The organism is Muricoprocola aceti (assembly GCF_025567005.1).
Lineage (GTDB): Bacteria > Bacillota > Clostridia > Lachnospirales > Lachnospiraceae > Marvinbryantia > Marvinbryantia aceti.
The window spans coordinates 24,193-48,156 of record NZ_JAOQKE010000002.1 but is presented as its reverse complement, the minus strand read 5'-3'; the positions used below and the strand labels follow the sequence as shown (position 1 = coordinate 48,156).

Genomic DNA, 23,964 nt, shown 5'->3' with positions numbered 1-23,964 from the left:
AAAATTTAACCAACATATGGTAATTGAATCACAAACGTGCTTCCTTTTTTCTTTTTGCCGGAGGTTACCGTAATCGTACCTGCGTGTTTTTCGATAATTTCTCTCGATAGAAAAAGTCCGATTCCTGTACCACTCTTTTCCATGACCTCCTTGGAACTTCCTCTGTAAAATCGTTGAAAAATTTTGTGATACTCATTCTGCGGAATACCAATTCCCTGATCCTCAATTTCCATTCTTACAAGATCGTTTCTTTTTTGTAACCGGATAAATATTTTTGAACCACACGGACTGTACTTGACCGCATTATCCAGAACGTTGATCACAGCTTCACCAAGCCACCTTTTATCCTGCATAACCATGCATGTTTCCAGCTCTTTTTCATAGTCAAAAACGAATTCAATTTTTTTCTCATCCGCTTTAGGATAAGTGCGGTTCACAGCAGATATGACAGTATCCATAAGCGGAAGTTTTTTCTTATTAATCTGAATCAGTCCAGTTTCCATCTTGGATATTTCAAGAAGCGACTGCAATAATGTCTCCAGTCCATCCAGAGCACTCCGACAACGGATACGAAACTCCTCCTGTTCTGTGGCACTTAAGTCATTCTGCATCAGCACACTAAAACATGTATCCAAAGCTGCAACCGGTGTCTTTAACTGGTGAGAAATATCAGAAACCATTTCTTTCGTGTTCTCCTTTTCTGCCCTTGCTTCTTCCTTTATCAACTGAATATGATGTCCGATTGCTTCAAGCTGGTCATTCAATTTTTCCAGTTCTGCATGATTTTCCGTTTTCAGTAAATCATTAAATTTATTTTCACGGAATCTGATCAGAATTTCTTCCAACTGGTCTAAAATTTTCTGATGACACGCATCTTCTTTTTTCTTCCAATAAAGTAAAAAAGTCAAAAGAAGCACGCATATCACAGTGCTTACAGCACCGGTCACCATAACCTGATGCCGGAATTGCGAATAAAATGCATTCCCTTTATTCCCCCAGTATCCATATTGCTCCAATAATCGCCTTCCCTGTTCGTTAGTTTCAATACCCTTATCCTTAAGCAATTCCGAAACAGCATCCAGCCCGGAAAATTCTTCCTTTGCAGCAATCTCTGTCATAAGATTCATTTTATATTTATAATCTTCATAAAACACATACGTGGTAAAGCAATTTAATATTGCAAACAATAATATGACAGGTAATACCAAGGAGAGCACTACTGTAATCTTCTTGCGATATCTCTTTGTCACTGCCTTACCTCCTGATTCCATATATACCCAAGACCTCTGATATTCTTTATATAGACCGGTGCAGCCGGATTGTCTTCGATTTTCTCACGGAGTCTTCTGATATTGACAGCGATTGTATTTTCATCCACAAAATCCCCTTCCAGATCAAACACATTTTCCAATATTTGTGTTTTTGAAAGAATCTGTTTCGGATTCTGAAGAAAAAAAGTCAGCATTTTCAACTCCGTTTTTGTCAGACTGATTTCACGACTCTTTATCAGGACTTTCATTTCTCCTGCGATAAATACGATATCTCCCGAAATCATCTTTCCGGCTTCCGTTTTCTCCTGTCTGCGGCGGAAATGTGCTTCTATTTTCAAAAGAAGTACCGAAAGACTAAACGGCTTTGTAATATAATCATCTGCCCCTGCTTCATATCCCATGACCTGATCCATCTCCTGATCTAGTGCTGTAAGACAAATAATGTATGTATTATAATTGCATCTCATCCACCTTACAAATTCCAGTCCATTCCCATCCGGAAGATTCACATCACAAATGGTAACATCCACATTATGATCACTTGCAATTCTTTTCGCTTTTTTCACTGATTCTGCTGAAAAAACCTCATATCCGGATTTTTTCAGTGAAAATGTAATTCCACGATTTAAATTTTCATCATCTTCAACCACGAGTATACCTGGCATAGCATCTGCACCTCTCTTTATTAACTATTCATCTTAAAACGCTTCAATGCCTCCACAATTGCACTCTCTTTATCTTCTGGACACTGCGGTTGCCTGCTATCTTCATTTTTAAGTAAATTAGGACTTGGAACAAGTTCCAAGTCTGTCGCGGCAGTCGTCGAATTGCCCTGCAAGCAGTCCATTCTCCTCGTTGCAACGCGCAAATTCTTTCCAACCTCAATTCCGCATTTTCTCTTTACCTGTGAGATATACAGATTGGAAACCTTCATGCCGGCTTTTGTTTCAGTTGGGACAAAAGAACAACCGTCTCAACGTGCACGCTCATCGGGAATTGGTCAACAGCCCGGCAGCGTTCCAGCTTATATCCCTGGCTGCACAGGAACTTCAGATCTCTGGCCAGTGTGGCACTGTCGCAGCTGACATAGACCACTCTCTTCGGTGCAATCTGCAAGATGGTTGACAGCAGTGCTTCATCGCAGCCTTTTCTTGGCGGATCGACTACGATCACATCGGCATAAGCGCCTTCGTTCTGGTATTTCTGCGGCAGGATTTCTTCGGATTTTCCTACATAAAACTCTGCATTGGTAATGTCATTGATTCTGGCATTGTTTTTCGCATCTTCAATCGCCTGTGGAATGATCTCCACTCCATAGACCTGTTTTGCCTTCTGTGCCAGAAACAGCGAGATGGTTCCAATCCCACAATATAGATCCCAGACAGTCTCTTCTCCCCTCAGATCTGCATACTCCAGTGCCAGTCCGTACAGCTTTTCAGTCTGCACTGGATTTACCTGGAAGAAAGATAATGGAGAAATCTGATATTTTACATTGCCGATATAATCTTCAATGTAGCTTTGTCCCCACAACGTCTTCACTTTATTTCCAAGAATGACATTCGTCTTTTCACGGTTGATATTCAGCGAAATGCTGGTCATACCAGGAATATGGCTCAGTGTCTCGCACAATAATTCTGCATATGGGATATGGGATCCATTACACACCAGACACACCATAATCTCTTTGGTGGTGAACCCATAACGAATCAGCACATGACGCACCAGCCCTTTGCCCGTCACTTCATTATACGGATCGATATCATACTGCTCCATATGGGCAATCACGATGTCCAGAATCTTCTGATTCTGTTCTACCCCCAGATAACAGTTCCGGTTACTGATGATATTGTGCGTTCTTCCTGCATAGAATCCTGCCACAATATTGCCATTTTTATCTCTTCCAATAGGAAACTGCGCTTTATTACGATAGCGCCACGGATCCTCCATGCCAACCACTGGCTCCATTGGGATCTCTTCTTCTGCAAACCCTCCGATACGCATGAGATTGTTTTTGACTTTATTCTCCTTAAACGCCAGCTGCTCTGCATAATCCATTTCCTGGATCTGACATCCGCCGCACTGCTTCGCCACCGGACATTTCGGTTCCACACGATAAGGAGACGGCTGCAGCACCTTCATCAGTCTGGCAAATCCATAGGTCTTTTTCATCTTCATGATCCTGGCTTCCACCAGATCACCTGTGATGGCATCCTTGACAAAAATAGTCATCCCATCCACTTTTCCGATTCCCTGTCCGTCTGAGCCGATATCTTCTATCTGTACCTGTATCAAATCGTCTTTTTTCATCTTCACTCCACTAGTTATTCGTTACTGCTTTTACGCAGATTGCTTTCAAACAGTCTGTTATATCCCAGCCAGCCGTCATTTTCTTTGGCAGACTTCAGTACTTCCCTGAAGGACTCCAGCTTCGCATCCGTATTATCAGCCAAATTCAGTGCTACTGCTTCCATCAGCGCCGGCTTCTTCGGAGATCCATATTCCAGTTCCCCATGATGAGCCAGAATACAGTGGCACAGTTCACTGGCCAGCTTCTTCGGGAAATCCGAAATCCGGCGGATGCTGGCACGGATCAGTTCTGTCCCCATATAGATATGTCCCAGCAGCTGACCGTCATCCGTATAATCATTTTCCGGGAATGTGGACAATTCCTTTAATTTTCCCACATCATGAAAGGCCGCCGCTGTCAACAGCAGATCCCGGTTCATCTCCGGATAGCAAGTGCAATAATAGTCGCACAGCTTCACCACGCTTAAGGTATGCTCAAGAAGACCACCTACAAAACCATGATGTACCGATTTTGCTGCAGAATGGAACTTGAATGCTTTCGCAAAAGACTCATTGTTCCGGAAATACATGTCATTTAACTGAGTCAGATATGGATTCTTTACACTGCCCAGAATGTTCAGCAGTTCCTGATACATCTCATCCACATCTTTTTCTGTCACCGGAAGATAATCTGCAGGATCGTACTCTCCTTCATGGGCCTTGCGTACCCGCTTGATCGATACCTGCAGCGAGCCCTGGAAATTGCTCACATCACCCACTACATCAATATAATCCAATACGTCAAAATCATCAATTCCACTGGAATTCGGATCCCAGATTTTGGCGTCGATGGTTCCTGTCTTATCCTGCAGAATCACATTCTCATAGGACTTGCCATTCTTTGTCACAGCGGCCTGTCTGTGCTTGCAGAGATAAATATCACTGATACGGTCTCCCTCATGGAGCTGTCCGATAAATTTCATAAATCATTTTCCTCTTTTCTACTTCAACTTCACTCTAAATGATACAACATCTTCTATGGGAATTTCAATCTTTTTGTGGTATAATGTACCCGCTAAGTTACTGTTCACGGTCAATGTTTCGCGAGGTGAGCCGTAACCCTACCAAATAATTGATTTAGGAGATTTACATGAACAGTAAGGTTTTAAAAACTTTAGAATATGAAAAAATTATCGACCAGCTGGTGAATTGTGCCGGTTCTCTTCTGGGAAAGGAGTTGTGTAAGCATCTGGTTCCTTCCTCTGATATTGAAGAGATCCGCACCATGCAGCATGAGACTTCTCTGGCGCTGGCACGTATTTATCAGAAGGGCAGTCTTTCTTTTTCTGGTGTCTATGACATCCGCGGTTCTCTAAAGAGACTGGAAGTTGGCAGCATTTTAAGTACCCAGGAACTGCTTCATATCAGTAAGATGCTGGATGTGTGCAGCCGTGCCAAATCCTATGACCGTAAAGACAATGACGAAGCTGAATCTGATACACTGGATGTGATGTTTCAGGCACTGCAGCCTCTGGCGCCTCTGGCTGGCGAGATCCGCCGCTGTATTTTATCCGAAGATGAGATCAGCGACGATGCCAGTCCGACTCTGAAGAGTATCCGCCGTTCCATCGGACAGATGAACGATAAAGTCCATGCCCAGCTGACTTCCATGGTGAATGGCTCTGCCAGAACTTATCTTCAGGATGCCGTGATCACTATGCGAAACGGCCGCTACTGTCTTCCGGTAAAAGCAGAATACCGCAGTCAGGTACAGGGTATGATCCATGACCAGTCCTCCACTGGCTCTACATTGTTTATTGAGCCAATGGCTGTTTTAAAACTGAATAATGAATTACATGAACTGGAGCTGAAAGAAGAAAAAGAAATCGAAGTGATTCTTTCTACCTTAAGCAGTCGTGCCGCTGCCGAGCTGGAACCACTGGAAACCAATCTGGAGCTTCTTACCCGTCTGGATTTTATCTTTGCCCGGGCTCAGCTGTCCCGTTCTTATAACGGAAGTGAACCGATTTTTAACCAAAAAGGCATCATCAACATCAAAAAAGGCCGCCATCCTCTGCTGGATAAGAAAAAAGCGGTACCGATCGATATTCGTCTTGGAAAAGAATTTGAACTTCTGATCATCACTGGTCCAAATACCGGTGGTAAGACCGTTTCCCTGAAAACGGTGGGACTCTTTACCCTGATGGGGCAGTCCGGACTTCACATTCCGGCTTTTGATCAGTCTGAACTGGCTGTTTTTGATGATGTATTTGCTGATATCGGAGACGAACAGAGCATTGAACAGAGTCTGAGTACCTTTTCTTCTCATATGACGAATATTGTAAACATTCTGGCAAAAGCAACGCCTCGTTCTCTGGTACTCTTTGATGAGCTTTGTGCCGGAACCGATCCAACCGAGGGGGCTGCTCTGGCCATCGCCATTTTATCCAACCTGCACCGGCAGGGGATCCGAACGATGGCCACTACCCATTACAGTGAACTGAAAGTCTTTGCCCTCACCACTCCGGGTGTGGAAAACGGATGCTGTGAATTCAATGTAGAGACTTTAAGCCCGACCTATCATCTGCTGATCGGTATTCCAGGAAAAAGTAATGCATTTGCCATTTCCTCCAAGCTTGGTCTGGATGATTATATCATTGAAGAGGCAAAAGGCAATCTGAGCCAGCAGGATGAAGACTTTGAATCTCTCCTGGCTGATCTGGAAAACAGCCGTGTAACTATTGCCAAAGAACAGGATGAGATCAATCATTACAAACAGGAGATTGAGCAGCTGAAGAGTCGTCTGGAACAGAAGCAGGAATCTCTGGATGCCAGTAGGGAACGCATTTTACGGGAAGCCAATGAACAGGCCCATAAGATTCTTCGGGATGCCAAGGAATATGCGGATACCACCATCAAGAACTTTAATAAATTTGGAAAAGCCAGCATCGACTCCCGTGCCATGGAACAGGAACGTAACCGTCTCCGTGAAAAAATGTCTGGCGTAGAGAAGAAGCTGGCAATCAAACCAGCCAAGGCAAAAGCTGCAAAGCAGCTGCAGCCGAAAGATCTGCATATCGGTGACAGTGTAAAGGTGCTCAGCCTGAATCTAAAAGGAACCATCAGCACCTTGCCTAATGCAAAAGGAGATCTGTTTGTACAGATGGGTATTATGCGTTCACAGGTCAATATCAGGGATCTGGAACTGATTCCAGATGTGGAAACTGCGAACCCAAGAACCACACGTACCGGAACCGGCAAGATCAAAATATCTAAGTCGGCATCCGTCAGCACTGAGATCAATCTTCTTGGCAAGACGGTAGATGAAGCACTGGCTGAACTGGATAAGTATCTGGATGATGCCTATATCTCCCATATGCCAAGTGTCCGGGTAGTTCATGGGAAGGGTACCGGTGCACTTCGTAAGGCTGTTCATAACTACCTGCGTAAACAAAAACATGTAGAATCTTACCGCCTTGGAGAATTCGGTGAAGGTGATGCCGGTGTTACAATTGTAACCTTTAAAAAATAAATTGACATCAAAGAGAGGCTGTTTATATTGAAACAAAAATTAATGATTATTGAGGATAATATGGTGACAGCCCGGCAGATCTCTACTTTTCTGGGGAATGACGGTTATGAGACCAAAGTCTATCTGGATGGAGAATCGGCTTTGGCTGATTTTACCTCCTACTCCCCGGATCTTGTTCTGCTGGATTATTTTCTTCCTGGTATGAATGCCCCGGAAGTATGCATCAGTATGCGAAAAATCTCTGATACCCCAATGATTGTCCTGTCAGGCAATACTCAAACCTCAGACAAGATCCGTATGCTGGAACTTGGCGCCGATGATTATATAGAAAAACCATTTGACCCAGACGAATTGAAAGCGCGCATCCATGCAGTTCTCCGCCGCTACCATCCAGAGATGAATTTTGGTTCCCCGGACGATGCGATCGGTGACTATGTAGAATATCCTGGTCTGTTTATCAGTCAGACCAGTTATACTGTAAAGCTGGACGGCGAGCCTCTGGCTCTTCCTCCAAAGGAACTGGAACTGCTTTACTGTCTGGCAGCATCTCCCAATCGGGTATTCACCAGAGAACAGCTTCTGGACTATGTCTGGGGCTATGACTATATGGGAGATCCACGCACAGTCGATGTCCACATCAAACGTCTCCGTGAAAAAATAAAAGACCATGAAACATGGTCTTTGTCCACCGTCTGGGGTGTGGGCTATAAGTTTGAAGTAAAGGCATAGCAGATGATCTCGCTATGCCTTTTTGCATATATCCTATGTGCGCCTTATCTTTACTTCCAGTCATATTTGGTCAAATGACCTTCCAGCTGCATCTGAGAAAACTGATTCTGACGCAGTGCCTCATACAAGACAATCGCCACTGAATTTCCAAGGTTCAGAGAACGGATCTCACTCATCATCGGGATCCGCACTGCCGTCTCCTGATTTTCCAGCAAAATCTCCTCTGGAATCCCTGCACTCTCTTTTCCAAACATAATAAAACAGTCCGGCTCATACTGTACTTCTGTATAGCATCTTGGAGCCTTGGTGCTTGCCATATAAATCTTTGCTCCTGGATTCTTCGCCAGGAAATCCTCATAATTAATATATCTGGTCACATCCAGATGTTCCCAGTAATCCATTCCTGCCCGCTTTACCGACTTCTCATTGAGCCGAAAGCCCAATGGCTCAATCAGGTGCAACCTGGTGCCGGTCGCCACACAGGTTCTCCCGATATTACCGGTATTGGCCGGAATCTCCGGCTCAAATAATACAATATTCAGCTTTGACATATATTCTATTCACTCTCCTGCCTTGCATCCCGATAAACCAGCTTCTCGATCTCATCCTGTGCCGGTTTGTCCAGATAACGCATCTCTTCTCCGTTATGTAGTACCTTTTCTCTCTTATCCGTAGTTCTTCCTATCACAGCGCTGCAGATTCCTGCCTGCTTCAGCTGTGCCACAGTCTTCTGTCCATCTGGCACTGCCATCAAAAAACTGCCGCCACTCAGTAACTGATACGGATTCCATCCATACTGTTCACAGATCTCAATCGTCTCCTGACGAATTGGAATTTTTCTCAGGTCTGCATCCATACCGATCCCATTACTTTCACAGAACTCCCACAACGCACCAAAGATACCACCCTGGGAGATATCATGCATGGCCACAGCCCCACAATCCCAGCCAATCTGTGCCGCCTCTTTTCCCACCATCAGCTGGTCAAATTCTTTTGCGGTCTCCACCAGTTCCAGTGGGAAACGCAGCTTTAATTCTTCTTCTTTTTCTCTGGCCAGAAGCGCCGTTCCAGTCAAAGCCGGATACCCGGCCATCACCAGTTCCAGATCCTGACGGATATCCTTTGTCAGATGTGGTTCTTTTGCATAGCCCATCAGGGTCATCGTCACTACTGGTACCTGCACTGCCCCAGAGATCTCCGTGTGACCTCCTGACAGCTGAATCCCACATTCACGGCAGACTGTATCTGCGCTGTCCATTATGCTGCGCAGCAGATCTTCTTCTCCCTGCTCCGGCATCATCACCGCCATCATCAAAGCCACCGCTTCTCCGCCAGAACAACACAGGTTATTCACACCACAGTAAACCTGATATTTGATTTTTTCCATCCGTTCTACTGTAAAAGCCTGCGTATGCAGAACACAGAACTTCTGTCCTTCTGAGCGGACAATGGCGCAGTCCTGACCGATTCCTGATCCCTGCGCCACTTCCTCTCTTCCGGACTTACATCTTTTTAGAACAGAACGCTTTAATACATTCTCTGATATTTTTCCGGTCTTCATGTACTTACTCCCATGAAACAACGCCATCATCGGTTGTTCCACCATTATCTATCCATACTTCTCCATCCGTGGTATCCATATAGGTACCGCCACTGGTATCTGTGGAGCCGTCAGTCTGTGCTGAGGACTCACTCTGCTGTGTGTCATCAGCTTCTGTGGCATTGGTATCAATGGTCACCGTACCGGTAGCCGCCAGCTGTGCTGCTGCCAGATCCCCATTGGCAATCGCTGTTAAGAGTGCATCAGATGCACCAATGGTCCCCACTTCATAGATATTAGAAGCTGCCTCATAGGTACTGGAATTGATCTGCTCCTGTGTGGTCTCTCCATTATAAGTTACGTATTTATAGCATACCGCGGTACTTCCAGGAGATGCTGTCTGCACCTGGTTAAAGTATCCCACATTCTGTTCATTATCTGCATACAGAAGTGTGGTAGTCGGTGCCGGAATCGTACTGGTCTCCACACCTTCATAGGACACATAACGGTCCTCCGGACGATACTCCTTGCCCCATACAGTGAACGTCAACACACCGCCATAGGCATATCCGGAAATGAAAATCGGTGTATCCAGATTATTCGTAAATACCAGATCCATACTTCCTTCTGCAATCGCTGCATCCATAGATGGTGGAACATAATGTACACTCATCGTATGATTATGTCTCTCGTCAATCTCGATCTCTGCCAGGAGCAGGGCATTATATAGAGTGGTAGATACCTGACAGATACCGCCGCCGTACTCCTGTACAACACGGCCATTCTCATAAGCACCGCCAAGTTCATAGCCATTCTCTGCACTAAATGGAACCAGGTGATCACACACGGAAAAGCTTTCGCCCGGACGAATCAGATGTCCGTTGATCAATTCCGCTCCACGTTCTACGTTGGTATTGCGTCCATAAGTGGATCCGTAATAAGTGGTATAGGTACCAAGCACATCTGTGATGGACTCCAGATCCTTCTCACTGGCGCTCGGCTCCTGCACCTGAACAGACAGTTCCACGCTGGAATCTGCTGCACCGGTCCAGTTATTCGCTATGTAGTCCTCCAGAATCTGCACGGATTCATCCACATTTACCACAATACCTGCCTGTCCGGGCTGCATATTAATGCCGCCGCTGCCGTCTGATTCAATGGATGCCTCCACCGGATCCTGATCATATTGTTTGCACTTTTCCACAAACTCCTTCACAGCGCTGTCATTCACTGCAAATTCCAGCTGAAGATCTCTTTTTTCCTGTGTCAGATCCTTGCTGTCCTTGTAGCGCTTGATCGCATTGCCGGAATTCCCGATATCGACTGCCTCCTGCACTACATTCCGGTTCTTCCACTGCAGTCCAAAATCCACTGCGCTGGCATCCACACTCTCGTCATTGATCTGAACCTTAATCGTAGAATTCATCATATCTGAAACCTTCTGCTGTACCACAGACTTCGCTTCGTCATAAGTCATTCCAGATACATCAATGCCTTCAATCGAAATCCCCTGACCGATCTGGTCTTCCGCCTGTACAAGACCTCCCGCAGTCCCGATGCAGACTACTGCGGCTGCAGCCGCCAGGATTCTTTTCCCAAATATCATATTTACCTCCCGAACTGTCTCCCCGATTGTTCGATTACATAAATGCGCCAATGATCATAGTAACGACCATAGCCACGATAAGTAAGATGGCAACCACTGCCGCAATTGTACGTTTTGTTTTTGTATTTCTCATATCTAACATAATATTCACCTCGTATTTTCATATTCTTATTTATTCTATGCCATTTTTTACAAGCTGGCAAGTGAACTTTTTATGAAGTATATCCCTGCATTCTGATCCAGTGCATTCCGATTCCGGTAATCAAACAGTACCCAGCATTCCTGTGTATCCTCCTTCTGCTGTTCCCAGCCGCACAGCTGTGCTGTTTCAATCGAAAAACGCTCCAGATGTACCATATTCATCATCTGCCTTGCGCTGAATCCTTCATAGCCTTTCAATACCTGATGTTCCTGTTCTTCCTGTCTGAACCAGTCCAGAAACTGCTTTTTCTCATTCTGAAGATCCGGTGCCCATTTCGGCCGGCTTTTACTGTTCTCTCTCAGATACAGATCCAAAAGTAATAATTCATCATATATCCCGTTTTCACTGATACTGTGGATAAATTCCCGCAGCATCTCAAATCTCTGCATTCTGGAATGGCTCTGTCCCCACCAGCCCTGCTGCCCGTAAAATGCAGCCATCCGCTGATACATGGTAAAAGGATCACTGAATTCTTTTTCCAGATGCCGTATGGTATTCGGAAACTGTCCACTATTGTAGTAGACCTCCACCATATCTTCTATCTGCTTCAGTTCCAGAATCTCCTGGTAGGAGATCCAGTTCGTATAAAAGACTTCATACACCGGATCACTGTGATAAACTATACCATATTCTTCTGCCTTTTCCTGCATCCTGGAACCTTTCAGAACCTTCAGAAATCCCAGCTGAAGCTGATCCGGGTACAGATGATAAACGTCATTAAAAGACTGTCGGAAACTGTCGAAGTTCTCCCATGGCAGTCCGGCGATCAAATCCAGATGCTGATGAATATTGTGTCCCGACTGCACACGTTTCACCACACTGCACAAATGTGAAAAATCCATTACACGATCAATCGCCTCTATGGTCTTCTGGTTGGTCGACTGCACTCCGATCTCCAGCTGCACCAGTCCAGGCCGCATGGTATTCAAAAGCGCCAGTTCCTCCTCATTCAGCAAATCTGCTGCTATCTCAAAATGGAAATTGGTAATCCCATTATCATGTTCCCGGATATAATTCCAGATCGTCAGTGCATGGCTGTGACGGCAGTTAAAGGTACGATCTACAAACTTTACCTGTGGTACCTTTCTGTCCAGAAAGAACTGAAGTTCCTTCACCACTGTCTGCGCATCACGGAAGCGCACACTTTTATCAATCGAAGACAGGCAGTAGCTACAGGAAAAAGGACAGCCTCTGCTACTTTCATAATAGATAATCCGATGCTCAAAGTCATCCAGCTCATCATACAGGAATGGGATCCGGTTCATGTCCAGAAGCGGACGCCCAGGCTGGACTTTTATCTCCCCTTCGCCATCTCTCCAGGTAATCCCTGGAATCTCATTCAGCTTCTTCTTTCCATGCCAGTATTCCATCAATTCCAGAAATGTCTCTTCTCCCTCTCCCATCATGACACCGGTCATACAATCATGTTTTTTCAAAAACTCCGGAGCATCATAACTGACCTCCGGTCCACCAGCCCAGATCTGCACCTCCGGCAGTACCCTTGGCAGATCTTCCAGTACACGTTCTATCATCTGCAGATTCCAGATATAACAGGAAAAGGCCACTACATCCGGCCTTCTGCGATAAATCTCTTGCAAAATATCGTCTGCATAATGATTGATGGTAAATTCTGCCAGTTCCACATTCCTTCCATACTCCGGTGCATAGGCTGTCACAAACTTCTGCAGACTGTAAACTGCCGGATTGGAATGAATATATTTTGCATTCACTGCTGTCAGTAATACTTTCATTTTTTGTTATCCCGTTCTCCTACATCAGTTCTTTCATCAGATGACGGTAAATCTCTGAACTCTTTTTCTTCCAGTTGTCACAAAGCATAATCGCCTGCCGTTCATCCGGCACTACCAATGTCATATCTACAATGTAGTTATCTTTTTCTTTGATCTGAAGCTTCACACTGAATCTGCCTTCATCCAGATTGCTGTAATCTGCCAGAACTGCATTTTCATCGCGCAGCTTCATTTTATTCTTTTTCAGGTAATTCTCAATATCTTTCCGAATAGCAGTGGAAATATCATCCTTAAAGTAGCTCAGAGTCTCTTTTCCACTATCTGTCAGGCTGTAAAATGTACTGTTTCTCACAAGTTCCGTCTCCAGAAGCTTTGATTCCACCATATCTGCCAGAGTCTCCTGAACCGTAAAATAATCCGTATACTGTTCTTCTGCCACAAATGCACAAATCTGTCCATTGGTCAGAGGGAACTCTACTCTGTCCAGTAAATATAAGAAAATCAGTTTGTAAAGTGTATGGACTTCTTTCATAATGCGCTCCTTCCCAGCATCTTTCCCTGCCAGACATTTCTTTTCTTCAGTTCGCTGTGTATTTCATTCAGAACCGTCCTCTTTCTGCTGCTCCATAAGGGAGCAATCAGAAGGTCCTTCGGTCCGTCTCCGGTCAACCGGTGTATCGTAATCTCCGGTGACAGATGTTCCACACATGCGATCACCAGATCAATATATTCTTCCATCGTCATTGGACGAATGACTTCTGTTTCCTTTTCCTGCTCCAGATAAATACGGCCCAACTCTGTTCCTTTCAGAATATGTAACAATTGCAGTTTTATACCCTGAATATCCATCTGATTCAGATATGTGACTGTTTCCAGTACTTCCTTTGTGCCCTCCATCGGCAGTCCCAGAATCGTATGGACAATCACATCGATATCTCGTCTTCGAAGTTCTTTTACCGCCTGTTCAAAGCAGGCCAGATCATAGCCTCTGTGAATCATCTGTGCCGTCTCTTCATGCATGGTCTGCAAACCCAGTTCGATCCAGACCGGCTTCTGTTCATTTAGCTCAGCCAGCAGATCCAGTACCTCCTCCGGCAGACAATCTGGTCTGGTCGCCACCGACAGGATGACTACTTCCGGATCTGCGATCGCCTCTGTGAATATCTTTCTCAGATATTCTACCGGTGCATACGTATTGGTGTAGGCCTGAAAATAAGCAATGTATTTCCTCGCCGGCTTCTTCTTCCGAAGGGACTCTTTCTGGAATGCAATCTGCTCTGTTACGGACAGATGCCCATCCGCTGCAAAATCGCCACTTCCACCTTCACTGCAGAAAATACAGCCTCCTCTGCCGACTTTACCATCCCTGTTCGGACAGCTCATGCCGCCATTCAAGGCCAGTTTATAGACTTTTTCACCAAACTGGTTCTTCAGTTGCCAGTCCAGCGAACGATAAGGCTTCTCGCCCCAGATTTTCTGCATAAATACTCTCCTTATATAGAACGCTACATATCAGAAAATTTACGTCACTATTTTGAGTATATAGTATTTGACCCTTTCTTGCAAGCGTGATATATTTGCATACGTGTATTATACCATTTTTTGAAAGAAGGTGCCTTTTTTGAAAAATTACCAGATCACTGAATTCTGCCACCACTTCCTTGAACAGCATGTTCACCCGGGAGATTTTTGTATCGATGCCACTGCTGGCAAGGGCAATGACACAGAATTTTTATGTCAGCTTACAGGCAGCCGTGGCCGGGTTCTGGCCTTTGACATTCAGCAGGCTGCCGTAGATGCCACCAATGAACGGCTCTTTGCCGCCGGATTTTCTGACATCGGGACAGCCATTCTGGAGAGCCATGCCAATATGCATCTCTATGCCGAAGCAGGTACGGTAGACTGTATTATGTTTAACTTCGGCTATCTTCCAGGCGGTAATCATCAGCTCTGCACTCATGCAGATACCAGTCTTGCAGCTATCCATGATGGCCTTACGCTTCTGAAAAAACAGAGCATGATGAGCCTGTGTATCTACAGTGGTGGCGATACCGGATTTGAGGAACGGGATGCCATTTTGGATTATTTAAAGCAGCTGGATCCAAAGCAGTATATGGTACTGCTGTCCTGTTACTATAATCGTCCAAACAATCCACCCATTCCGGTATTTATCTTAAAGCTGTAGATTGAAAAAGCCACTTTTACACGTCCCCAATGGATCCCCAATGGCTCACTCTTCCGAGTGCAGCCATTCCATATGCTTCTTGATTTGCTTCTCGTATCCGTTATCTGAGGCACGATAAAAGACCTTGTCTTTGATCTCATCCGGCAGATACTGCTGTCTGGAAAAGTGCTTCGGAAAATCATGGGCGTATTCGTATCCGATTCCATGTCCCACTTTGGCCGCTCCCTTATAGTGAGAGTCCTGAAGATGTACCGGTACGGTTGCCTTATATTCCTTAACTGCCTGAGTTGCTTCAAAGATAGCATTCGTAGCAGAATTGCTCTTTGGAGCAGTCGCCACGTAGAGAACTGCCTGCGACAGAATGATCTGTGCCTCCGGCATACCAACCCGTTCTACTGCCTGAGCCGCCGCTACCGCTACCTGAAGTGCCTGCGGATCTGCATTTCCCACATCTTCTGCCGCACAGATCATAATACGGCGGCTGATAAAGGTGACACTTTCTCCCGCATACAGCATCCGGGCCAGATAATACACCGCTGCATCCGGATCCGAACCACGCATACTTTTGATAAAAGCAGAGATGGTATCGTAATGGTTGTCCCCGGTTTTATCGTACCGTACCACTCGTTTCTGAATGCATTCCGCCGCCACATCCAGAGTCAGATGAATCTTGCCGTCCTCACTGCGTTCGGTAGTCAATACACCCAGTTCTACTGCATTTAATGCGGATCTGGCATCTCCATCTGCCATATCTGCCAGGAAGTCCGCTGCCGTCTCATCAATCACTGCATCATAAGATCCCATGCCTCGTTCCACATCATAAACAGCCCTTGATATCAATATCTTGATGTCCTCTTTGGACAATGGCTTCAGCTCAAATACAACAGATCTGGAAAGCAACGCTCCGTTGACTTCAAAATAGGGATTTTCTGTGGTTGCTCCAATCAGAATCAAGGTACCATCTTCCACAAACGGAAGCAGGTAGTCCTGCTGTCCTTTATTAAAACGATGGATCTCATCTACGAACAGAATCGTCCGTTTGCCGTACATTCCCATGCTGTCTTTCGCTTTCTGCACCACTTCTTCCATGTCTTTTTTCCCGGCTACGGTAGCATTAATCTGGGTAAATTCTGCACTGGTGGTATTGGCAATCACCTTTGCCAGCGTGGTCTTTCCGGTTCCTGGCGGTCCATAAAAGATGATAGAACCCAGCTTATCGGCCTTGATCGCACGATAAAGCAGCTTGCCTTTTCCGATGATCTCCTGCTGTCCCACTACTTCTTCCAGCGTTCTTGGTCGAAGTCTGGATGCCAGAGGTGCTTCTTTTTCCATTGTATTGCTTCTCATATAATCAAATAAATCCATGAGTACTCTTCTCCTTTCCTCATTAGCGAATCATATTTTACTACGTCAATATCAGGTCTTCCACTGTCACAAATTCATATCCTTCTGCCTTCAGTCTGTCAACGATTTGAAGTGCAGCTTCTACTGATGTGGCATAATAATCATGCATCAATATGATATCATGATCGGATACCTGCTGCATTACTTTCCTGATAATCTCTTCTACATTTTTGCTTTTCCAGTCCAATGTATCAATGGTCCACTTCACAGCAATCATCGATATCCGGCAGTCCATGCTTTCCTTCCAGTTTCCAAAGGGCGGCCGTACATAGGCCGTCTGATGACCGGTGATCTGCTTTACCAGTTCACTGGTCTTTCGCAGTTCTCTGCAATTTTCCTCATCGCTCATTTTACTGATATCTGCATGATCATAGGTATGATTCCCAATCAGATGTCCATCTTCTTCCATTTGCCGGATCAGTTCTTCGTTACCAGGAATATTTTCGCCTACTACAAAGAACGTGGCTTTTACACCACGTTCTCTTAATCCATCCAGAAGATTTCTCGTATAAATTCGATGCGGGCCATCATCAAAGGTAAGCGCCACTCTTGGCGGAAGCTCTTCCGCCTGCATTGCCAATACACTCTGACTGTTCACAGCCTGTGTCCGATCTGACTTTTTTTTCAGAAAAAGCCCCATCAAAATCAGCACTGCAAGAAAAATACAATATAAAATCTGCCGGCATGTTTTCTTCTTCATATGGCATTCCCCTGAGATCCCTTACTCCCATGATATGCCACTTTTCTTTTTCTTATTCGTACCGATTACTTTCCAGACTCTACTCCTGTTCTTTCTCCGGTTTTTCCAGTGTATTCTCCACTGCTTCTTCAGACTCTTCCTCATCTGTCTGCTCTGCTTCCGGATCAATATATCCATAAAAAATCTGCTGGTTAGTGCGTTTTGGCTTCATCACAACTACATAAACTACTGCTCCTAAGATTCCACCACTGCTGCCGGATGTACTGCCTCCTACTCCAAAAAGGAAATAAGCGATCCCTGCAAAGCCCACCAGATCCAGCAAAATATACTTCACATAGGCCTCTTTCTGTGCCTGGGTAATTCCATCAAAACGATGTACGGCAAATGGCTCTGCCACATCTGCCAGCAGCCAGTAAATGCCAAGTGCAGCCCCCATAATCACATTACAGGTCAGCCCTGACATATGCCCCTTCAAAAGCCCATATGCCACAATAGCCAGGGCTGCCGCCAGTTCTCCAATGGAGAGGATCGTAAATACCCAGCTCAGTTTATTATTTATCGTTCTTTTCTGTTCCATGTTCCTGTCCTCATCTAAAATTATAATAAGTCTTTCCTGTTCTCAGACTTGTCTTTCCTTTATATTTTGCCAGTTCGCTGACTGTTACCAGTTGATACCCCTTTTTCTTCAAAGCCGGAATGATCGTCTCTGCTGCCTGTACAGATGATTGATGAATATCATGCATCAAAATAATATCTCCATCCTGTACATTGTTCAGCACTTCATTTACTGTATGCTGCGGATTGCCGGTATTGGCCCAGTCTCTGGTATCAATCGACCAGTAGATCGATGGAAGTCCAAGCGCATTCAGCACACTGCTGTTATTATTTCCCGCTCCATAAGGAAGTCTGGCTACTGTTGGCACCTTTCCACAGGCTGCCTTTATCTTCTGGCTGGTTCTGGTCATCTCAGACTGAACCGCAGCCGTAGATATCTGTGTCAGATTTGCATGATCAAAAGAATGATTCCCCAGTTCACATTTCTGTTTTACCATCTTCTTAATCGTGCTCTTATACCGATCTACACTGGTTCCCACCATAAAAAAGGTTGCTCTGGCATTGTTCTTCTTCAGGCAGCTCAGTAATCGGTCTGTATAGGGACCCGGTCCATCATCAAATGTCAGCGCTACCATCTTCTTAGAAGGATCCACCGCTGGTGTCAGCTTTACTTTGGGATCGTATACACCCCTGCTGTCAAAATAATACCACTTGCCCTTGATATATTGTTCTCCGGTCAGCCTGGCTCCTTTGCTATTCAGGTAATAGGTCTTGGTTCCCAGCGTAATCCATCTGTTCTTCTGCAAGACGCCTTCTGCATTCACATACAGCCAGTCTGTTCCGGCCTTTACCCACACACCTCTGGCCATTCGTCCGGTTGCCTGAAGAAAATAATACTTCTTCTTTTTGACTGTGATCCAGCCGGTCTGTTTCTTCCCGGTTTTACTGTTGAAAAAGTACGTATTCTTTCCGATCTTCGTCAGGCTCTTTGCCCGGATGCCATTTCTCTTCAGATAGTATTGATCCTTCAGCCATCCGGTATACATTTTACCGTTTTTGTCCATATAATAATAGTTCTTTCGGTAGAGTACCCATCCTCTGGCACGATAGCCCTGACTGTTCAGATAATAAATATTGCCATCGGATCTGATCCAGCTGGATTTGATATACTTTCCGGAAACCGTAAGGAAACGCACACCCTTAGAATTTGTCTCCCACTGTCCTTCTGCCTCCACAGCCTTACGGACATCTTTTAACGGAGTATCCTTCGCTTTGGTTGTCTTTGCCAGCACTCCCTGCACCGGTATCAGCACAACCAGCATCATCAACATCAGAATTGCTCCAAACCTTCTGAATGTCTTCATGCTCATCCCCCTCATTCTATAAACTGTCTTCCTACAGTACCAGACAGCATGTAATGGCCAGCGCACCGTGTCCGATATGGCATGACACGCTGAGAGACAATGGATCCATATGTACGTCTACGCCTGGGAATTCTGCTTCGATCTCTTTCTTCCACTGCTCTGCTTCTTCCAGATTGCCCGTATACGCTGCCTGAATTGTCATCTTTCCAGCTTTCCATTCTTCTGCAAATCGTGTCTCCAGATCATGATGAATGGCCTCCAGCATAATCTTCTTTGCTTTCATCTTTCCTCTGGACTTAGAATAAGCATCCAGTTTTTCTCCCTGAATCTGCAATACTGGCTTCAGATTCAGAATGGTTCCAACAGCAGCTGCAGCCGGGGTAATACGACCACCCTTTTTCAGATATTTCAAAGTCTCAAGGGTGATATAAATGCTGGCTGACATCTTCGTCTCTTCCAGAATCTGTTTCACCTCTGCTCCATCTTTGCCCTCTGAGATCAGCTTCAGAGCATCCAGCACCGACTGTCTCTGTGTTACGGAAATACGCTGATTATCTACCACGAAGACTTTGCCCTCGTAATCTCTGGCCAATGCCATTGCTGTCTCACAGGCATTGCTCAGGCCGCTGGACATTGGAATATACACCAGTTCATCGTGATCCTCCAACACCTTGTCCCACAATTCTGTCACATCCAGTGGAGTGGGCTGAGAAGTACTGATATCTGCATCCTCCAGAAGCTTTTTATAGAACTCCTCCTGTGTCAGGGTAATATCTTCCAGAAACAATTCTTCATTAATATAAAAAGGCATCGGCAGTACAAACACACCTAATTCTTTCGCTGCCTGCTGTGTAATTCCGCTGTTACTGTCTGTTACGACTGCTATCTTCTTCATATATCTAACCTCACATGTATCTAACTCTTTTCTAACTGTTCTGTGCCTGATCAGTTATCTTCCCTCTATTTTAAAATAATTCCCTGGATAATACAAGCAAAAAAGACGATACCCCATGTATCGCCTTTTTATAAATACCTTTTCTTTATGCTGACTGTCCGTCTTCCTGACCTTCAACCTGTACAGCTGACTGTCCTTCCTCTGCTGCAGCGTCGGCATTATCTGCTCCTTCGTCAGAGACGCTCTGCTGATCTTCACTTCCATCAGAAGAGCTTTCTCCTGTATAATCATAAACGGCTGTCATCTGTGCAGTTGTTGGATCGTCCCCCTTGTACTCTGCAATAATATAGGTACCATAGGTCAGACCACTGCGATATACCTGTCTTGCACTGGAAGTATCCAGTGTAATCTCTTCTTCGTTGTCAGTGTATATCGTAATGGTAGTTGCTGTGCAGTCTGTTACAGATCCACCGATGTAAGAATAATCTTCTCCCTCGGATCCACCATAAGGTGCTTTATCTGCTTCGTCCTGAGCATCCGTAATGGAAGTAGCCGGCACCAGTTCCGGTCCATAAATGTCTCCATTGTAAGATACGGTTACATAATTGCCCACCTGGGTACCATTCGTCAGATTGATATCTGCTTCGTAAATGGAGAAGTAGTAAGAATCTCCATCATTAGCCAGGATCACGATTCTGTCCGGGTTGATATCAGAAATCGTTCCTTCCAGCGTGCCTGCTCCTGCCTCTGGATTGGCTTCTTCTGCTTCTGTCATCGGCTCTCCTTCTGTCACCGGTGTCTCACCCTGTGCCAGATCTTTTACCATCAGTACTTTTGCATTTGCTGTATCGGTGCCATCGACAGCCCCCTTATACAGAACTGTTACATTGTTGCCTGCTGCGATACCGCCGGTTACCTGAATATCTGCTCCGGTCAGAGAAAACTGCAGCTGCTTGCCCCTCTCGGTCTGAATCGTCAGCTGGCTGGCATCTGAGGATACAACCAGGCCTTTCAGGGATCTTGTACGGTTCATGCTGTCTTCTTTTTCTGTTTCGGTCTCTGTCTGTGCTTCCGTCACCGGTTCTGTTTCTGTAGCTGCTTCTGTGGTCACAGCCTCAGTCGGTGCTTCTGTGGGAGCTTCTGTCTCAGCTGCCTTCTTTCCACATCCTGTGAAAATCATGCATGCAAGAAGCGCTGGTATGATAAAACTTTTCTTCTTCATGTGATTACCTCCTGTTACTTATATTCCCCATTTTTCCATTTTTATACATGAATTCATTTATGTTCTTTGCCACATTCTTGTGCCAATGCAGGTAATACAGAGCCTTTTACTCTGTAATTACACAAATTATATCTTCTGGTAAAAAAGAAATCAATACCATTAAGTAAATCCTAAGATTTAACCTATCACATCCTGCATATCGTATAAACCTGCCGGTTTGCCTGCCAGATATTTCGCTGCTTCTACTGCTCCCTTACCAAAAACAGCCTTGGAATAAGCCCGATGACTGAACGTAATCACCTCATCCGGTCCGGCAAAAATCACATCGTGGTCTCCCACAATCGTTCCTCCTCTGACTGCCGAAATACCAATTTCTTTGTCATCTCGCTGCTGATGTACCTGACTTCTGTCATATACATAATGATACTGATGATCCATTGCTTCATTCAAAGAATCTGCCAGCGCCAGTGCCGTTCCACTCGGTGCATCGCATTTCAGTCTGTGATGCTTCTCTACAATTTCCATATCAAAACCTGCTGTAGCCAGTACCTTTGCTGCATCCTGAAGCAGCTTCATCAGCGTGTTAATCCCCAGAGACATATTGGCAGATTTGAGGATCGCTGTTTTCTTGCTGCATTCTTTCATCTTCGCCAGCTGTTCCTCTGTCAGGCCTGTGGTACACAGAACCAGTGGAAGCTGTTTCTCTACACAGTAATCCAGTACACCATCTGTTGCTTTAAAAGAAGAAAAATCAATCATGACATCTGCTTCCACATCGCAGGCCTTGATATCAGTAAATACCGGATATCCATTATCACGGTTATCTACCATATCGATTCCTGCCACGATCTGTGCATTTTCATCTTTTGCGATTAAATCTGTGATTACCTGTCCCATATGACCATTGCAGCCATGCATAATTACTTTTACCATTCTTTTATCCTCCTGAAACTTATTAAATTAGGTCAAAAGTCATCAACGATGAAAGGCGGCGTGACCCTCTCAGGTTTCGCCGCCATCCTTCCTGTGCACATTATTCACAGCACTTAATTCCAAAGTCTTTCATTGCCTGAATCAGCTTCTGTTTGTTCTCTTCTTCCATCTCACACATCGGTCCACGAAAAGCTCCTGTATTCATGCCCATCAGATTCAAAGCAGTCTTTACCGGAATTGGATTTACTTCACAGAACAGCGCATCCACCAGTGGAATGGCCTTCAGCTGAATCTTACGGCTGGTCTCCACGTCTCCATTCAGATAAGACATTACCATGTCGTGTGTCTCCTTTGGTGCCACATTGGAAAGTACGGAGATGACTCCGATTCCGCCCAGTGACAGTGCCGGTACTACCTGTCCGTCTTCTCCGGAATACAGATCAATGCATCCGTCTGCCAGACTCATCATCTTAGCAACCTGTGCAATATTACCGGATGCTTCTTTAATGGCTACAATATTCTTCACATTCTTTGCCAGATAAACCGCTGTCTCAGGCTGAATATTACATCCTGTTCTTCCTGGTACATTATACAGAATGATCGGCAGATTTACCGATTCAGCTACTGCTGTGAAATGACGAATCAGTCCTTTCTGTGTTGCCTTATTGTAATATGGTGTTACCTGAAGCAGAGCATCTGCGCCTCTTTTTTCTGCCTCCTGTGACAGATAGATTGCGGTCTCTGTACAGTTGGATCCTGTTCCCGCAATCACCGGAACTCTCTTTGCTACTTTATCCACTGCATATTTAATCACATCCAGATGTTCTTCATGTGACAGTGTTGCTGCTTCTCCTGTCGTTCCGCAGATAATGATCGCATCTGTGCTGTTCTCAATCTGATAATCCAGTAATTCACCAAGTTTATCGTAATTTACCTCACCATTTTCAAACATTGGCGTAACGATCGCTACACCTGCTCCCTTAAAAATAGCCATAACATCCTCCTTGTTATTCGTCCATCGTATCCTGACAATCTGCTTTTCATTATCATATGGAAAATTTCTTCATATGATAATGGGGCCAGGCCCACCGACCTTGCCCCAGCTTTTTTTCATCATAACATTATTGAAATGCCTTGTCAATGCGTTTTTCCTTTCGCCGCATTCCCCTCTTAAGGCTTCTTTTTCTGCATGACAGTCACTTCATCTGCTTTGTCCCAGAGTTCCGGTGCCTGATACAGACCTGTCAGGATCAGATCCATCTCATCTGCTTTCTGATCCATCAGTTCCAGAATATTTTCTTCTGAAACGATCTCCGTATCCAGAAGTCCCAGAACTTCATCCAGAATCAATACATCACACCCCTGTGTTCCCAGAACTTTTCTGGCAAAATTCAATCCATTGCGGATATTCAGTTTTTCTTCTTCCCGTTCTTCTTCATTCATATCCAGATAACATTTTTCGGATCTTTCAAAACGGAATAATTTGATCTCTGGTTCCAGGCGTCGAAAATACTCCATATTCTCGATTTCTTTCTCTTTCAGGAACTGAATGATCATGACACTCTTTCCATGGCTGGCCGCCAGCATAGCCTTACCCAGCGCTGCCATACTTTTTCCTTTTCCATCTCCACAAAATATCATTGTATGACCTTTTATCATTTGTACATTACTTACGATTGCTCGTATTTCTCCCTCATATCTGTTCCGTCCTGCGCAGATCGCACTTCCCTGGCAGCTACGAATTCTCATATTATACCTCAGTTGCCAAGACACTTTATCACATTTTGTT

General features: G+C 45.0%; 22 protein-coding genes. 3 read left to right on the top strand and 19 right to left on the bottom strand.

Going from position 1 to position 23,964, the window contains the following annotated elements; all coding sequences use genetic code 11:
* Positions 1-5 precede the first annotated feature (5 nt).
* The 4 genes from OCV47_RS02405 to OCV47_RS02390 form a co-directional block, all read right to left on the bottom strand.
* Positions 6-1,271 (bottom strand): sensor histidine kinase, encoded by a 1,266-nt coding sequence (locus tag OCV47_RS02405; RefSeq protein WP_262653508.1) that lies wholly within the window; start codon positions 1,269-1,271, stop codon positions 6-8.
* On the bottom strand, positions 1,247-1,936 hold the full coding sequence (locus OCV47_RS02400; RefSeq protein WP_055181289.1) for a response regulator transcription factor: 690 nt from the start codon (positions 1,934-1,936) through the stop codon (positions 1,247-1,249). The genes OCV47_RS02405 and OCV47_RS02400 overlap by 25 nt, the downstream gene beginning before the upstream one ends.
* 265 nt (positions 1,937-2,201) lie before the next feature.
* Complete coding sequence (gene rlmD, locus OCV47_RS02395) at positions 2,202-3,578, bottom strand: 23S rRNA (uracil(1939)-C(5))-methyltransferase RlmD (RefSeq protein ID WP_256298512.1); 1,377 nt, start codon at positions 3,576-3,578, stop codon at positions 2,202-2,204.
* A 14-nt stretch (positions 3,579-3,592) separates the two neighbouring features.
* Positions 3,593-4,540 (bottom strand): 3'-5' exoribonuclease YhaM family protein, encoded by a 948-nt coding sequence (locus tag OCV47_RS02390; RefSeq protein ID WP_262653505.1) that lies wholly within the window; start codon positions 4,538-4,540, stop codon positions 3,593-3,595.
* 167 nt (positions 4,541-4,707) lie between these two features.
* Between OCV47_RS02390 and OCV47_RS02385 the strand changes: the two genes are divergently transcribed.
* Both OCV47_RS02385 and OCV47_RS02380 read left to right on the top strand, forming a co-directional pair.
* Entirely contained in the window at positions 4,708-7,089 is a 2,382-nt protein-coding gene (locus OCV47_RS02385) for an endonuclease MutS2 (RefSeq protein ID WP_262653503.1), read from the top strand.
* A gap of 42 nt (positions 7,090-7,131) precedes the next feature.
* On the top strand, positions 7,132-7,818 hold the full coding sequence (locus OCV47_RS02380) for a response regulator transcription factor (protein ID WP_117448036.1): 687 nt from the start codon (positions 7,132-7,134) through the stop codon (positions 7,816-7,818).
* 50 nt (positions 7,819-7,868) lie between these two features.
* Here OCV47_RS02380 and OCV47_RS02375 read toward each other — a convergent pair whose 3' ends face one another.
* From OCV47_RS02375 to mnmL, 6 genes are all read right to left on the bottom strand, one after another.
* Entirely contained in the window at positions 7,869-8,369 is a 501-nt protein-coding gene (locus OCV47_RS02375; protein WP_117448035.1) for a tRNA (cytidine(34)-2'-O)-methyltransferase, read from the bottom strand.
* A gap of 5 nt (positions 8,370-8,374) precedes the next feature.
* On the bottom strand, positions 8,375-9,379 hold the full coding sequence (locus tag OCV47_RS02370; RefSeq protein WP_262653501.1) for an AIR synthase-related protein: 1,005 nt from the start codon (positions 9,377-9,379) through the stop codon (positions 8,375-8,377).
* A 4-nt stretch (positions 9,380-9,383) separates the two neighbouring features.
* Complete coding sequence (locus OCV47_RS02365; protein WP_262653499.1) at positions 9,384-10,964, bottom strand: VanW family protein; 1,581 nt, start codon at positions 10,962-10,964, stop codon at positions 9,384-9,386.
* Positions 10,965-11,153: 189 nt separating this feature from the next.
* Complete coding sequence (locus OCV47_RS02360; protein WP_262653498.1) at positions 11,154-12,917, bottom strand: B12-binding domain-containing radical SAM protein; 1,764 nt, start codon at positions 12,915-12,917, stop codon at positions 11,154-11,156.
* A gap of 19 nt (positions 12,918-12,936) precedes the next feature.
* A complete protein-coding gene (locus OCV47_RS02355; RefSeq protein WP_117448031.1) occupies positions 12,937-13,449 on the bottom strand; it encodes a DUF4364 family protein in 513 nt (170 codons plus the stop codon).
* Positions 13,446-14,399: a tRNA modification radical SAM protein MnmL/YtqA gene (gene mnmL / locus OCV47_RS02350; RefSeq protein ID WP_262653495.1), complete on the bottom strand. Its 954-nt coding sequence runs from the start codon at positions 14,397-14,399 to the stop codon at positions 13,446-13,448. The genes OCV47_RS02355 and mnmL overlap by 4 nt, the downstream gene beginning before the upstream one ends.
* Before the next feature lie 139 nt (positions 14,400-14,538).
* Here mnmL and mnmM point away from each other — a divergent pair, with 139 nt between their 5' ends.
* Positions 14,539-15,102, top strand: coding sequence for a tRNA 5-(aminomethyl)-2-thiouridylate-methyltransferase MnmM (gene mnmM / locus OCV47_RS02345; protein ID WP_262653493.1), 564 nt, complete (start codon positions 14,539-14,541; stop codon positions 15,100-15,102).
* A 45-nt stretch (positions 15,103-15,147) separates the two neighbouring features.
* Here mnmM and OCV47_RS02340 read toward each other — a convergent pair whose 3' ends face one another.
* From OCV47_RS02340 to OCV47_RS02300, 9 genes are all read right to left on the bottom strand, one after another.
* Complete coding sequence (locus OCV47_RS02340; RefSeq protein ID WP_262653490.1) at positions 15,148-16,467, bottom strand: replication-associated recombination protein A; 1,320 nt, start codon at positions 16,465-16,467, stop codon at positions 15,148-15,150.
* Positions 16,468-16,507: 40 nt separating this feature from the next.
* Complete coding sequence (locus OCV47_RS02335; protein ID WP_256298494.1) at positions 16,508-17,206, bottom strand: polysaccharide deacetylase family protein; 699 nt, start codon at positions 17,204-17,206, stop codon at positions 16,508-16,510.
* 79 nt (positions 17,207-17,285) lie between these two features.
* Positions 17,286-17,783 (bottom strand): hypothetical protein, encoded by a 498-nt coding sequence (locus OCV47_RS02330; protein ID WP_262653486.1) that lies wholly within the window; start codon positions 17,781-17,783, stop codon positions 17,286-17,288.
* A 10-nt stretch (positions 17,784-17,793) separates the two neighbouring features.
* Positions 17,794-19,125, bottom strand: coding sequence for a polysaccharide deacetylase family protein (locus OCV47_RS02325; protein WP_262653485.1), 1,332 nt, complete (start codon positions 19,123-19,125; stop codon positions 17,794-17,796).
* 31 nt (positions 19,126-19,156) lie between these two features.
* Positions 19,157-20,020: a DegV family protein gene (locus OCV47_RS02320; RefSeq protein ID WP_256298488.1), complete on the bottom strand. Its 864-nt coding sequence runs from the start codon at positions 20,018-20,020 to the stop codon at positions 19,157-19,159.
* A gap of 145 nt (positions 20,021-20,165) precedes the next feature.
* Complete coding sequence (locus tag OCV47_RS02315; protein ID WP_262653483.1) at positions 20,166-21,242, bottom strand: hypothetical protein; 1,077 nt, start codon at positions 21,240-21,242, stop codon at positions 20,166-20,168.
* 177 nt (positions 21,243-21,419) lie between these two features.
* A complete protein-coding gene (gene dapB, locus OCV47_RS02310; RefSeq protein WP_256298484.1) occupies positions 21,420-22,175 on the bottom strand; it encodes a 4-hydroxy-tetrahydrodipicolinate reductase in 756 nt (251 codons plus the stop codon).
* Between the two features lie 100 nt (positions 22,176-22,275).
* Positions 22,276-23,169 (bottom strand): 4-hydroxy-tetrahydrodipicolinate synthase, encoded by an 894-nt coding sequence (gene dapA / locus OCV47_RS02305; protein WP_262653482.1) that lies wholly within the window; start codon positions 23,167-23,169, stop codon positions 22,276-22,278.
* A gap of 176 nt (positions 23,170-23,345) precedes the next feature.
* Positions 23,346-23,924: a cob(I)yrinic acid a,c-diamide adenosyltransferase gene (locus OCV47_RS02300; RefSeq protein WP_256298481.1), complete on the bottom strand. Its 579-nt coding sequence runs from the start codon at positions 23,922-23,924 to the stop codon at positions 23,346-23,348.
* Positions 23,925-23,964: the final 40 nt, after the last annotated feature.

Excerpts from the sequence above, each read along its gene's own strand:
- OCV47_RS02355 (WP_117448031.1), bottom strand. The coding sequence starts at position 13,449 with ATGAAAGAAGTCCATACACTTTACAAACTGATTTTCTTATATTTACTG.
- OCV47_RS02315 (WP_262653483.1), bottom strand. The coding sequence starts at position 21,242 with ATGAAGAAGAAAAGTTTTATCATACCAGCGCTTCTTGCATGCATGATT.
- OCV47_RS02400 (WP_055181289.1), bottom strand. The coding sequence starts at position 1,936 with ATGCCAGGTATACTCGTGGTTGAAGATGATGAAAATTTAAATCGTGGA.
- OCV47_RS02405 (WP_262653508.1), bottom strand. The coding sequence starts at position 1,271 with ATGGAATCAGGAGGTAAGGCAGTGACAAAGAGATATCGCAAGAAGATT.
- OCV47_RS02340 (WP_262653490.1), bottom strand. The coding sequence starts at position 16,467 with ATGGATTTATTTGATTATATGAGAAGCAATACAATGGAAAAAGAAGCA.
- dapA (WP_262653482.1), bottom strand. The coding sequence starts at position 23,169 with ATGGCTATTTTTAAGGGAGCAGGTGTAGCGATCGTTACGCCAATGTTT.
- OCV47_RS02300 (WP_256298481.1), bottom strand. The coding sequence starts at position 23,924 with ATGAGAATTCGTAGCTGCCAGGGAAGTGCGATCTGCGCAGGACGGAAC.
- OCV47_RS02320 (WP_256298488.1), bottom strand. The coding sequence starts at position 20,020 with ATGAAGAAGATAGCAGTCGTAACAGACAGTAACAGCGGAATTACACAG.
- OCV47_RS02385 (WP_262653503.1), top strand. The coding sequence starts at position 4,708 with ATGAACAGTAAGGTTTTAAAAACTTTAGAATATGAAAAAATTATCGAC.
- OCV47_RS02375 (WP_117448035.1), bottom strand. The coding sequence starts at position 8,369 with ATGTCAAAGCTGAATATTGTATTATTTGAGCCGGAGATTCCGGCCAAT.
- OCV47_RS02325 (WP_262653485.1), bottom strand. The coding sequence starts at position 19,125 with ATGAAGACATTCAGAAGGTTTGGAGCAATTCTGATGTTGATGATGCTG.
- dapB (WP_256298484.1), bottom strand. The coding sequence starts at position 22,175 with ATGGTAAAAGTAATTATGCATGGCTGCAATGGTCATATGGGACAGGTA.
- OCV47_RS02390 (WP_262653505.1), bottom strand. The coding sequence starts at position 4,540 with ATGAAATTTATCGGACAGCTCCATGAGGGAGACCGTATCAGTGATATT.
- OCV47_RS02380 (WP_117448036.1), top strand. The coding sequence starts at position 7,132 with ATGATTATTGAGGATAATATGGTGACAGCCCGGCAGATCTCTACTTTT.
- OCV47_RS02360 (WP_262653498.1), bottom strand. The coding sequence starts at position 12,917 with ATGAAAGTATTACTGACAGCAGTGAATGCAAAATATATTCATTCCAAT.
- mnmL (WP_262653495.1), bottom strand. The coding sequence starts at position 14,399 with ATGCAGAAAATCTGGGGCGAGAAGCCTTATCGTTCGCTGGACTGGCAA.
- OCV47_RS02365 (WP_262653499.1), bottom strand. The coding sequence starts at position 10,964 with ATGATATTTGGGAAAAGAATCCTGGCGGCTGCAGCCGCAGTAGTCTGC.
- rlmD (WP_256298512.1), bottom strand. The coding sequence starts at position 3,578 with ATGAAAAAAGACGATTTGATACAGGTACAGATAGAAGATATCGGCTCA.
- OCV47_RS02330 (WP_262653486.1), bottom strand. The coding sequence starts at position 17,783 with ATGGAACAGAAAAGAACGATAAATAATAAACTGAGCTGGGTATTTACG.
- OCV47_RS02370 (WP_262653501.1), bottom strand. The coding sequence starts at position 9,379 with ATGAAGACCGGAAAAATATCAGAGAATGTATTAAAGCGTTCTGTTCTA.
- OCV47_RS02335 (WP_256298494.1), bottom strand. The coding sequence starts at position 17,206 with ATGAAGAAGAAAACATGCCGGCAGATTTTATATTGTATTTTTCTTGCA.